13 protein-coding genes are annotated in these 11,492 nt (G+C 29.9%); all 13 read left to right on the top strand.

Features of this window, described 5'->3' with window-relative positions:
- Window positions 1-77: 77 nt before the first annotated feature.
- Window positions 78-848 (top strand): tyrosine-protein phosphatase, encoded by a 771-nt coding sequence (locus FC77_RS06490; protein ID WP_054682145.1) that lies wholly within the window; start codon window positions 78-80, stop codon window positions 846-848.
- 27 nt (window positions 849-875) lie between these two features.
- Entirely contained in the window at window positions 876-1,529 is a 654-nt protein-coding gene (locus tag FC77_RS06485; RefSeq protein WP_082621127.1) for a sugar transferase, read from the top strand.
- A gap of 131 nt (window positions 1,530-1,660) precedes the next feature.
- Window positions 1,661-2,782 (top strand): glycosyltransferase family 4 protein, encoded by a 1,122-nt coding sequence (locus tag FC77_RS06480; RefSeq protein ID WP_056970780.1) that lies wholly within the window; start codon window positions 1,661-1,663, stop codon window positions 2,780-2,782.
- Window positions 2,773-3,585, top strand: coding sequence for a glycosyltransferase family 2 protein (locus FC77_RS06475; protein ID WP_056970778.1), 813 nt, complete (start codon window positions 2,773-2,775; stop codon window positions 3,583-3,585). The genes FC77_RS06480 and FC77_RS06475 overlap by 10 nt, the downstream gene beginning before the upstream one ends.
- Complete coding sequence (locus FC77_RS06470; RefSeq protein ID WP_056970775.1) at window positions 3,585-4,487, top strand: capsular polysaccharide synthesis protein; 903 nt, start codon at window positions 3,585-3,587, stop codon at window positions 4,485-4,487. The genes FC77_RS06475 and FC77_RS06470 overlap by 1 nt, the downstream gene beginning before the upstream one ends.
- Before the next feature lie 14 nt (window positions 4,488-4,501).
- Window positions 4,502-5,320 (top strand): glycosyltransferase family 2 protein, encoded by an 819-nt coding sequence (locus FC77_RS06465; RefSeq protein ID WP_056970773.1) that lies wholly within the window; start codon window positions 4,502-4,504, stop codon window positions 5,318-5,320.
- Window positions 5,313-6,140, top strand: coding sequence for a glycosyltransferase family 32 protein (locus tag FC77_RS06460; protein WP_038525505.1), 828 nt, complete (start codon window positions 5,313-5,315; stop codon window positions 6,138-6,140). Before FC77_RS06465 ends, FC77_RS06460 begins: the two co-directional genes overlap by 8 nt.
- Before the next feature lie 3 nt (window positions 6,141-6,143).
- Window positions 6,144-7,232 carry a hypothetical protein gene (locus FC77_RS06455; RefSeq protein WP_151443519.1) on the top strand — a complete coding sequence of 363 codons (1,089 nt, stop codon included), beginning with the start codon at window positions 6,144-6,146 and terminating at the stop codon, window positions 7,230-7,232.
- Window positions 7,233-7,253: 21 nt separating this feature from the next.
- The gene (locus tag FC77_RS06450; protein ID WP_162258104.1) at window positions 7,254-8,156 is read left to right on the top strand and encodes a glycosyltransferase family 2 protein; all 903 of its coding nucleotides are present in this window, start codon (window positions 7,254-7,256) and stop codon (window positions 8,154-8,156) included.
- 86 nt (window positions 8,157-8,242) lie between these two features.
- Window positions 8,243-8,758, top strand: a complete 516-nt coding sequence (locus tag FC77_RS06445) for an LbetaH domain-containing protein (RefSeq protein ID WP_162258103.1) — start codon at window positions 8,243-8,245, stop codon at window positions 8,756-8,758.
- 2 nt (window positions 8,759-8,760) lie between these two features.
- A complete protein-coding gene (locus FC77_RS06440) occupies window positions 8,761-10,224 on the top strand; it encodes a flippase (protein WP_056970782.1) in 1,464 nt (487 codons plus the stop codon).
- A gap of 16 nt (window positions 10,225-10,240) precedes the next feature.
- A complete protein-coding gene (locus FC77_RS06435) occupies window positions 10,241-10,780 on the top strand; it encodes a serine O-acetyltransferase (RefSeq protein ID WP_056970767.1) in 540 nt (179 codons plus the stop codon).
- A gap of 205 nt (window positions 10,781-10,985) precedes the next feature.
- Window positions 10,986-11,342, top strand: a complete 357-nt coding sequence (locus FC77_RS06430; RefSeq protein ID WP_056970766.1) for a hypothetical protein — start codon at window positions 10,986-10,988, stop codon at window positions 11,340-11,342.
- Window positions 11,343-11,492: the final 150 nt, after the last annotated feature.

Raw genomic sequence — 11,492 nt, 5'->3', positions numbered from 1 at the left:
ATAAATGTCTTAAAAAGTATCATCAGCTTTGTCAATGTCTTAACTTAATGACATTGGTTTTCTAGGTTAAAGAAATAATGGTGTTAGTTGATATTCATTGTCATATCTTGCCAGGCGTTGATGATGGTGCCAAAGATTGGCAAACATCAATCAAGTTAGCTAGAGAAGCAGTTGCGGATGGGGTAACTCATGCAGTTTGCACGCCACATATGCTTAATGGCAAGTATATCAATCATAAGAAAGACGTTATTCGTTTAACAGAAAACTTTCAGGATATGTTAGACGATGCCAAGATTCCGTTAACGGTGTTTCCTGGGCAAGAGGTTAGAATTTCTGGAGACTTGCCTAAGGCATTAGATGATGACGATATTCTTTTCTTAGATGAAGGTGGACAATACATGCTCTTGGAATTTCCAAGTGACGATGTACCAGCTTATACGCGAGATATGGTCTTTGAATTAATGCAGCGCGGGATTACACCAATTGTGGTACACCCAGAGCGTAACAAAAAGATTCTGGAAGAGCCAACTATCTTGCAAGAATTAATTGAGCAGGGATGCTTAGTGCAAATTACTGCTAGTTCTTACATGGGGACTTTTGGCAAGAAAATTGAAGAAATGTCACGCAAGTTTATCGAAGCAGGTCAATGTGCTTGCTTTGCTTCAGATGCACATGATTTGCCAAAACGACAATATGAGTACAGCGAAGCACTGGAAAAATTGTGCAACGAATTTGGGAGTGAAAGAGCTCAAGAATTTCGTGATAACGCGCAAGCGATTGTCAATGGCGATGACGTGCAGCTCGACTGGCGACCATTGAAGAAAAAGAGAAAGTTTTGGTTGTTTTAGGATGAGGAATAGCGAGACTTTAGGAAAATGTTGATGATGGAGAGAGTAAAATTAGATCAAAATAAAGTAAAGGGACGTTTCATCTATCATTTTTTTAAACGTACTCTTGATATTGTAGCTAGTGCCTGTGCACTAATCATCTTGTCACCATTATTTTTAGTGCTGGCAATTTTAATTAAGCATGAAGATGGTGGTCCAGCTTTCTATTCGCAAGAGCGAATCGGTAAGGATGGCAAACCATTTAAAATGTATAAGTTTCGTTCGATGATTGTTAACGCTGACCAGATGGTTGATCAACTTGAAGATCAAAACGAAATTGATGGAGCAATGTTTAAGATTAAAGATGATCCAAGAATTACAAAAATTGGGCATACGATTAGAAAATATAGTCTTGATGAATTGCCACAGCTTTGGAACGTATTGATTGGCGATATGTATTTGGTTGGACCTCGTCCACCACTACCTACTGAAGTTGAAAAATATACTGATTATGATTTGCAGCGTTTGTCAGTTATTCCTGGTTGTACTGGCTTATGGCAAGTAACTAAACGTAACGATGCAGATTTTGATGAAATGGTTGAATTGGATATCGAATACATCAATAATAGTGGATTTTTCTATGATTTAGGAATTATTTTTAGAACTATTGGTGTAATGATTCATCCTAATGGAGCTTGTTAATAGTAAAAAGTTCAAGAGCATTTGTTAGGTAATGAGAGACCTAAATATATTGAATTCTATAACGATATGATTTAGAACAAATTGCATTGCTTAATGAATGCTTTTTTATATAAAGATTTTGATGAGGATATATGAAAAGAAAAATACGTGTGCTTCACGTTGCAGAAGCTGCAGGTGGGGTAGAAAGATATTTAGAAACGCTCTTTAAATATAGCAAGGATAAAGTTGAGAATATCTTAGTATGTTCACAAAACTATGATTATAAAAAGTTCAAAACATTGGCTGATAGAGTCATAGTCTTGAAGATGGCACATGATATTGATCCCTCATCAGATATTAAAGTTGAAAGAACACTCAGAAGAATCATCAAGCAATTAAAGCCAGATATCGTATATGCCCATTCGAGTAAAGCAGGCGCATTTGCACGTATTGCCGACTTAGGATTAAAGAATAAGGTTATCTATAATCCTCATGGTTGGGCGTTTAATATGCAGCAATCTGCTAAAAAGAAAGAAATGTACAAATGGATAGAAAAAATATCTGCTCATTTCTGTAATAAAATTGTATGCATTTCCGATGCTGAAAAAGAATCTGCTCTTAGAGAAAAGATTTGTAAGCCAAGCAAATTACAAGTAATCTACAATGGAATTGACTTAGAAGAGATAGAGAAAACTACTCCTATGAGTAGGGATCAATTAGGTATTCCTGACGATGCATTTGTTGTAGGAATGGTTGGCAGACTATCTAAGCAAAAGGCTCCTGATACCTTTGTAAAGGCTGCAAAGTTGATAAAAGAGAAGATCCCTAATGCATTCTTTCTAATGGTTGGGGATGGTGAATTACGAGATCAGACTGAAGAGTTGATTAATCAATATGATCTCGGTTCATCATTCTTAATAACTGGCTGGGTAGATAATCCTACAGCTTATATAAAGATTATGGATGTGGGGATGCTGTTATCTCGCTGGGAAGGCTTTGGTTTAGTTTTACCGGAATATATGGCCTGTGGTGTTCCTATTATCGCTACTAATGTGGATGCTATTCCTAATATTGTTAGAAATAATGAAAATGGATTGTTAGTAGAGAAAGATAATTATTGTGAAGCTGCAAATCAAGTAATGGCTTTACATAATGATTTTGAAATAAGAAATAGAATAGTTAAAAAGGCTGCGCAATGTGTTCATAGTAAATTTAATGGTAGTCGTGTAGCGCAAGAAAGTCGAGATATTTATAGAGGTTTAATATGCCATTAGTTTCAGTAATTATGTCTGTTTTTAATGTAAAGAAATATGAGTATTTACTAAACAGCGTAAATTCGATTTTAAATCAAACATATAAAAATTTTGAATTTATTATTTGTGATGATGGTTCTACAGATTCAAAAACAAAAGAATATTTAGAAAGAATTTCTAAGCTTGATTCTAGAATAAAAATAATAGGCTATAAGAAAAATCATGGTCCTGGATATTCGAGAAATGAATGTATTAAATTTTCAAAAGGAAAATATATTGCATTTCAGGATGATGATGATTTTTCAAAAAAAGAAAGATTAGAGAAAGAGGTTAATTTTCTAGATAAGCATCCAGAATATTCATTTGTTGGTACGATAGCAAACGTTTTTGATAAGAATAAAATATGGGGTACTTTTAGGTTGCCAGAAAAGCCTCAAAAAAGTGATTTTTTATGGAATAGCCCATTTTTAAATCCTTCTATGATGTTTCGAGCTGATGCATTAAAAGCTGTTCATGGATTTAGGGTTACTAAAGAAACGCGTAGAGCCGAAGATTATGATTTATTTTTTAGATTATATGCTAAAGGATATAAAGGATACAACATTCAAGAAATTTTATTTAATTATAGAATTGATATTGAAAATGAAAAACATAAAAAGTATCGACCTATGAAAGATAGAATAAACGAAGCTAAAGTAAGGTACGGAGGATTTAAAGCCTTACATTTAGGATATAGATCGATTCCATATGTAATTAAACCAATAATTATCGGTCTAATACCGGCACCTATTTTTTACGAGATAAGGAAAAAACAATATAGATAATGAACAATAAATATTATATAAAACACTCTCATAATTTTAGTTTCATTATTGCTAAAATATTAAATCGTATGCCATGGCAGAGGACTCTGGCACGAAAGTATAATTCAGCACGTCATCAATTAATAATGAGAGAGCTTAATCCATTGTTTACTTATACTCTGAGTGAAGTTGAAAGGTCATCAAAGAAAAAGAATAAAAATTCTAATAAAATATGGTTTTTTTGGTGGCAGGGACAAGATAAGTTAACTGATCTTTCGAGAAAATGTTACGAAAGCATATTGAAAAATCGTGGAAAGAGAGATGTAATCTTTATTTCTAAGGTAAATATAAAAAAATATGCTACTCTACCGAATTACGTCTATGAAAAAGTAGATAAAGGTCAAATCACTTTAACACATTTATCAGATCTTCTTAGATTTAATCTGTTAAGTAACTATGGTGGATTATGGATGGATGCTACGCTTTATGTAACAGGCAACCTAGATAATATTGATACTGAGCAATTGTTTACATGCAGTGGTTATGAAGATAAAACAAATTTTAATGTATCACAAGGAAGATGGACAGGCTTTTTAATTGGTGGTCCATCACATTTGGATATATTTGAATTTATGAATGTTTTTTTCAAAGAGTATTGGAAGTATAATGATAAACTTGTAGATTATTTTTTGATAGATTATGCATTAAATTATGCATTGAGTCAAAATATGAGTAACTTTTCCAAGATTACAAAAAGATATTCTAAATTTGAACCTAATTTGTTTTCACTTCAAAAGTGTTTAAATAAAAAATTTGAAGTGAAAAAGTGGAAAGTCATATCACATAATACTAATATTTTTAAACTTACAAATAAGAAACAAATATCGCATGATGCTGATAATTTTTATTCGAATTTATTATAAAAGGAAAGCTATATATGAATCCTGAAATTTCTGTAATAATGGGTGTTTATAATTTATCACCTAGATATAAGGAAGCTATTAAATCTATTTTGGATCAAACTTTTTCAAATTTTGAATTTATTATTTGTGATGATAAGTCAACTGATAATACCTTACAAGTTTTGAAAGAAATTGCTAAGAAGGATAATAGAATAAAGATAATATCCAATAAACAAAATATGGGATTAGGTGCTTCGTTAAACCATTGCTTGAAATTCGCTCGGGGAAAATATATTGCAAGAATGGATGACGATGATTTTTCAAATAAAGATAGGTTTCAGATAGAATTTGATTTTCTAGAAAAACATCCAGAATATTCCTTTGTATCTAGTGCATATTATATAGATGATGGTGTTAATAAACATAGATTAAAAGAAATGGAAGAAAAACCATCAAAGGAAAGTTTTTTATGGAATTCTCCTTTTTTGCATCCTTGTACTATGTTTAGAACTGAGGCTTTAAAAAGGTCCAATGGCTATAGGGTCTGCAAAGAAACAATGCGAGCTGAGGACTATGACTTATATATGCGAATGTATGCCTTAGGTATGAAGGGATACAATATTCAAAAACCGTTGTATGTGTATTTTATAAGTCATAGTCAAAATAAAAAATATGGTCAATTTAAATATTCTTGGTATACGGCTAAAGTGCGAGCTTATGGATATAAGCAAATGAACTTACCGTTTCTTAAATGTGTGCCATATATAATGAAACCAATAGTTATGGGATTATTACCTAATAAGATGATTTATGAATTAAGAACTCAAAAATTAAGGAAAAGAAAATATGAATGAGATACCTAAGGTAATACATTATTTTTGGTTTGGTGGTAGCCCAATTCCAGATAAGGTGAGAGAGTGTATTCAGAGTTGGAAGAAGTTTTGTCCTGATTATGAAATAAAAAGATGGGATGAAAAAAATTTTCAAATAAATAGGGCTCCATTGTATGTGAAAGAAGCTTATAAAGCTAAAAAATGGGCATTTGTTAGTGATTATGCTCGACTATATGTACTAAATAAATATGGTGGTGTGTATTTAGATACTGATGTAAAGCTTATAAAAGGATTAGATAAAATAATTGAAAAAGGTTCCTTTTTAGCATGCGAAAGTTTATATCCTATTAAAGTAAATCCTGGATTAGGTATGGCAACATATAGTAATAATGATTTAATAAAAGATATACTTGAAGAGTATAAAGCTGAAAGTTTTATTTTAAAAAATAATCAGTATAATAAAAAAACTATTGTCACAAGATTTACAGGTCGTTTGATAAAAGATGGTCTACAAGATGTAAATAAGGTTCAAGATATAGATGGTTTTAATATTTATCCTGTTGAATATTTTTGTCCATTAAATTTTGAAACTGGTCAATTGAAAGTGACTTCTAATACTGTAGGAATTCATTTATATTTAGGATCATGGCTAACAGATAAGGATAGATATGGGCAATTACTTAGAAGAAAAATGATAAAAATCTTTGGAGTAAAGATAGGGATTATTATTTCCGATATATATATAAAGCCACGAAACTTAAGAGAGAAGATAAAAGGAATAGGATTTAAAAAAGCAACATCATATTATTTAAAAAAATATTTGTTTAATGATCGGCATTAATTTATGGAAAATAAGAGAACGTTAGATTTTTTGTTAATAAGAAGTGCATATTTTTTATTAATTGTTATAGGTATCTTAAGTACATCAAATTTAAATACAGTAATTTCCAGTACAACTTTATCTGGAATAGATATAATTTTAGCTATTATAATTGCATTAAATGCAATTATAAATCTTTTCAGAATGGGGCGTATTTCATCAAAACTATTTTATTTTTTAGGTTTGATATTTTTTTCATTGGTATTAAGTTTAATATTTAAGTCATACAGTATTGTTTTATTGTACCTTTGTGGAATTTCTGCCTTTAATTTTTCATCTAGAGAATTAGTAAAAATATATTTTTGCTCCACTTTTATAGGTGTTGTAGTAAGTGCTATGTTTGGAATTCTAGGAATAATAAACTTTTCAAATTTAGGATTTACTAGTAAGAATGCAATAGGATTTTTTATATTTTCCGAGTGTTTACTGTATCTTTATTTGAATAGTGATTTTAGAAAAATAATAAAAGTCTTTATTTTATTAATATTGTTTTTTATAGAATTTTTTGTTGTTAAAGATAGAACAGCTGGGATATTGTCAATTATTTATTTAGTAATTGTATTAAATAAGAGAATGCTAAAGAATAAATTGACAGTTACGTTACCATTTGTTCTAGCAATCGTAAGTATGTTTTTAGGTGAAAAATTTACGTTAGATAGTGGCTGGATGAATTCTCTTAATAAGGCGTTATCTAATAGATTATTGTTTTGGAATATTAATTTGAATCAATATGGAATAAAATTCTTCCCTCAAAATATTAAAACAATTAATGTGTTATTGAACGATGGTAGTTTTACAACAAATTATTTAGACAATGGGTATTTGAATTTTCTAATAGGTATAGGATATTTTCAAACAATAATTCTTTTGTTAATACTAAGTGTTGCAATCGAAAGGATAATAATTCAAAACAAATATAATGAATTAGTAATTATTGTAATCCTTTTGATTTATGCCTTTACAGAAAAAGTCGTTTTTTCACCAATTTGCTGTATCTTATTTCCTTTATGCTTTTTAGAAATTAAATCGAGTTATGGCCGTGAAATGAATTAAAAAGAGGAGAACCTCATGTTTTTGACTATATTTACACCTATATATAATCGAGAAAAGTATGTAACTAGATTGTTTAATTCAATTGATTCGCAAACAAGGAAAAATTTTGAATGGATAATAATCAATGATGGGTCAACTGATGGTACTGATAAAGAAATAAACAAGAATATTGCACAGAAAAATAGAGAATATGACATTAGATATATAACGGTTAAAAATGGTGGTAAACCTCGAGCAATAAATAAAGCCGTACAATTAGCAAAAGGAAAATATTTTTTTATCGTAGATAGTGATGATTGGCTCGTACCAAATGCGGTTGATTTAATAAATAATTGGTGTGATGATATTGAACATGATGCTAATTTTCAAAATTTCGCAGGTGTAGCGGGTCTGAGAAAATACCCAGATAATAAAATTAATGGTGGGAGAGGAAATGGAAAATTAATAATTGATGCTACTAATTTAGAACGTGAGAAATTTAATTTAGGCGGGGATAAGGCAGAAATATATAAAACTAATTTGTTAAAAAAATATCCATTTAAAATATTTAAAGATGAAAACTTTATTACGGAAGGGACCGTATGGAATAAGATAGCAGCGGATGGTTATATTATTAGATGGCATATGGTTCCTATTTATGTTGGTGATTATCTCTCAGATGGATTAACTAAGAATAGTTTAAAAAGAGATATGAACAACTTTAATGGATTAGTTTATACAACAAAGCTTGGACTTGAATTAGAACCAGTTAGAAATACTTTTAGATATCTTTATAATTATGTAGAAGTTGGTAAAGCAAAATCTTATTCTTATAAAAAACTAGCTAAGTTAATTGGTATATCAACTTATTCTTTGTTTATTAAGTACAATCTATTTAAAAGTTTAAAGAAAGGAAAACATTTTATAACATCTGGTAAAAAATGATAGTTTTGTATCTAAAAAATCTTTTACATAATATAAAGCAAATTATTTTATGGAGCATAAAAAATAAGCTAAATCATACAAACATAATGTCTACTAAAGCATCTGTTCATGCTAAATATAGCAATATGGTTAGTGTAGGAGAAAATACGATTGTTAAAGAAAATGTAAGCATCGGATATGGATCGTATATCAATGTTAATTCATGGATTGAAAATACAGTAATTGGTAATTACTGTAGTATATCTGATCATGTAAGTATATGTCCTGCAGAACATGATATAGCTAAGCCTTTGTCTAGTCCTGTATTAGGTGATGGAATTCAAACCAAACAGGTAAAGATCGGAAACGATGTACTTATATCTCATAATGTAACTATATTATCAGGTGCAACGATAGGAAATGGAGCAGTAATTGCAGCTGGGGCTGTAGTAACTAAAGGCACACACATTAAAGATTATGAAATATGGGGTGGAGTTCCTGCCCATTTTATTAAAAAAAGATTTGACGATGAAAGGATAAATCTTTTGAAACAAAATGATATTTATAATCAAACGTGGGACCAAGTAAAAGATTGTACTTGGTCAAAATTGAAGAAAGAATAAAAATGAAGAAAAAATCATTAGGATTGAATGCTTTTCTTAATGGCTTAAGAAGCGTTTTAAATTTACTTTTTCCATTAATTACGTTTCCATATGTTTCGAGAGTATTATCTGTTTCAGAAATTGGTATATATAATTTCTCTAATGTCTATGTGAGCTACTTTATTTTAATTGCAGGTCTTGGTATAGCTACTTATGCTGTGCGTGAGGGAGCAAAATATCGAGAAAATAAGGAAAAAATAGATAAATTTGCCAGTCAAGTTTTTAGTTTAAATATAATAGCAACAATAATAGCTTATCTATTATTGTTTGCCACCTTATTAATTTTTAAAAATCTACATAATTATATTTCTTGTATATTAATTTTTAGTTTGCAAATATTATTTACTACTTTAGGAACAGAATGGATTTATACGATTTATGAAGATTATGCATATATAACTATAAGAAGTATAATTTTTAAAATAATTTCAATAATTTTTTTATTTTTATTAGTTAGAAAGCCTGAAGATTATTTGATTTATGCGGCTATCACTGTATTTTCAGCTGTAGGATCTAATATATTAAACTTTATTCATGCAAAAAAATTTGTCCATATTAGATTAACAACTAATACTAATTGGAAGTATCACTTAAAGCCCATATTAATAATTTTTGCTTCTGCTATAGCTGTTACAATTTATGTTGCTTCGGATACAACTATTCTTGGATTATTGAAGAACGACTATGCTGTAGGTATATATAGTACGTCAGTAAAAATATATCAAATAGCTCAAGGGTTATTATCGGCTTTGCTAACCGTTACAATTCCTCGTTTAGCATTTTTATTGGGAAAAAGACGAATCGGTGAGTACAATCAGGTTTTATCTGAGGTTATAAGCTCTTTAGGTATTCTTGTTTTGCCTGCGGCAGTTGGTCTAATAATGCTTAGTCGAGAAGTTATCCTGATTATTGCGAGTGATAAATATTTACCATCAGTAAATTCATTACGTATTGTTTCTTGGGCAATAATCTTTTCAATATTTGCGTGGATTTTTTCAGATTGTGTATTAATTCCAGCAAAAAGAGAAAATTTAGTTTTACGTAATACGATTGTTACTGCTATTGAAAATATAGCTTTGAACTTTATTTTGATTCCTTTTATGTCATATGATGGTACTTCGCTTAGTACAGTGCTAGCTGAATTTACAGTTATGATCATGAATGGCTATTCATGCTGGGATATTATTAAGCCAGTGATTTTCAAAAAAGATACACTGAAAAATTTGCTTGATTCTATTATTGGCTGTGTAGGAATTGTAGTCGTTTGTCTATTATGTAGCTATGGCTTTAAATCTTTGTGGCTTAAAACTATCTTTTCAGTAGTCCTTTCGGTCATTATGTATGGCGCAATACTTATATTATTGAAGAATAAAAATGCTTATTCCATGCTTGACAGAGCTAAGATGATTTTGAAAAGTAAGTTATAAAAGTAGTAGAGGTATTATGATAACTTCATTTAGGCAATATAGATATTATGTTGAACAAGACGAACAGGCGAATGGCGGCAAACATCGTTTTTTGTATATTGGTGATGAAATAAAAAAATATTTAAAGCTCATGCGCTGTAGAGAGTATATATATTATTTAAATAAGAGAAAACCTAATGCTGTATTGAAGATATATGATAATTACTTAAGGTATAGATTACACAAATTAGGTGTAAAACTGGTCTTTGGTATTCCAATTAATTGTGCAGAACCAGGACTGCGAATAGATCATTTTGGCTTTGTAGCAATTAATGGTAAAGCAAAAATAGGAAAAAACTGTCATATTTATGGTGATATTACAATAGGACAAAAAAGTCCTGATAATGATGCTGCTCCAATTATTGGTGATAATGTCGTAATAGGTGGAGGAGCACGTATTATTGGACCTGTAAAGATCGCTTCTAATGTTATGATAGGTGCAAATGCAGTTGTTACTCATAGTTTCCTAGAAGAAGGAAAGAATATTGCTGGAGTACCTGCTAAGGTGATTAATTAGGATACATTGAATTTAATAAGTTGAATAAATGGAATCTAGAACGAAAGAGCATCTCTTGATAGAGATGCTCTTTATTAATTTTTATATTGATGTGAAACACATAATGTTTATTGGTATAATTTAGATGTTTGTTAAGTTGGAGCTCCAGTAATCTCATGGATAGAGGCTATTGGGGCTTTTTTATATAGAAAGCTGAATATAGATAATGGTGAATATTGTAGTAGAAAAACATTTTGCTAATAATAAAAATGCACTAAATGAAATAGTAAATGAACTTCAAACAAATGGAATTGTTTTTGAAGGCGAATGTGATGGCTTAGACAGTATGTTCTTAAAGCAATATATATCAGATGTTTTTGACTTTTTAAGTAAGAAAAGCAACAGAAAGATATGGGGGACATATGTTACTCCATATTTCGTGATTTATGATGAAAAGAAATTTAATAATAAAAGTGCAGAAGAAATGTGTAATAAAGTTTATGAGTGGTATGATACTCAGCAAGCGTATTTAAAGAATCAGAGTTATATTGACTTAATGAAAAAAGACGGATCTTTATATTGATGTTCGTTATTTGATCAAAATATTTTTGAAAATTGAAAAGTTCATTTGTGACCTTATATTGAATAAATAGGTACAAATGAGTTTTTTATTTAATTCCTGAATTATCAAATTAAGTGCAACACTGATTCAAATAGGTCATGAAGCCAATGT

The sequence above is a fragment of the Lactobacillus acetotolerans DSM 20749 = JCM 3825 genome (assembly GCF_001436775.1).
GTDB lineage: Bacteria > Bacillota > Bacilli > Lactobacillales > Lactobacillaceae > Lactobacillus > Lactobacillus acetotolerans.
This window is presented reverse-complemented; position numbering and strand designations above follow the sequence as displayed.

What these genes read in the sequence shown, in the direction of transcription:
- FC77_RS06490 (WP_054682145.1), top strand. Translation starts at nt 78, where the DNA reads ATGGTGTTAGTTGATATTCATTGTCATATCTTGCCAGGCGTTGATGAT.
- FC77_RS06485 (WP_082621127.1), top strand. Translation starts at nt 876, where the DNA reads ATGTTGATGATGGAGAGAGTAAAATTAGATCAAAATAAAGTAAAGGGA.
- FC77_RS06480 (WP_056970780.1), top strand. Translation starts at nt 1,661, where the DNA reads ATGAAAAGAAAAATACGTGTGCTTCACGTTGCAGAAGCTGCAGGTGGG.
- FC77_RS06475 (WP_056970778.1), top strand. Translation starts at nt 2,773, where the DNA reads ATGCCATTAGTTTCAGTAATTATGTCTGTTTTTAATGTAAAGAAATAT.
- FC77_RS06470 (WP_056970775.1), top strand. Translation starts at nt 3,585, where the DNA reads ATGAACAATAAATATTATATAAAACACTCTCATAATTTTAGTTTCATT.
- FC77_RS06465 (WP_056970773.1), top strand. Translation starts at nt 4,502, where the DNA reads ATGAATCCTGAAATTTCTGTAATAATGGGTGTTTATAATTTATCACCT.
- FC77_RS06460 (WP_038525505.1), top strand. Translation starts at nt 5,313, where the DNA reads ATGAATGAGATACCTAAGGTAATACATTATTTTTGGTTTGGTGGTAGC.
- FC77_RS06455 (WP_151443519.1), top strand. Translation starts at nt 6,144, where the DNA reads ATGGAAAATAAGAGAACGTTAGATTTTTTGTTAATAAGAAGTGCATAT.
- FC77_RS06445 (WP_162258103.1), top strand. Translation starts at nt 8,243, where the DNA reads ATGTCTACTAAAGCATCTGTTCATGCTAAATATAGCAATATGGTTAGT.
- FC77_RS06440 (WP_056970782.1), top strand. Translation starts at nt 8,761, where the DNA reads ATGAAGAAAAAATCATTAGGATTGAATGCTTTTCTTAATGGCTTAAGA.
- FC77_RS06435 (WP_056970767.1), top strand. Translation starts at nt 10,241, where the DNA reads ATGATAACTTCATTTAGGCAATATAGATATTATGTTGAACAAGACGAA.
- FC77_RS06430 (WP_056970766.1), top strand. Translation starts at nt 10,986, where the DNA reads ATGGTGAATATTGTAGTAGAAAAACATTTTGCTAATAATAAAAATGCA.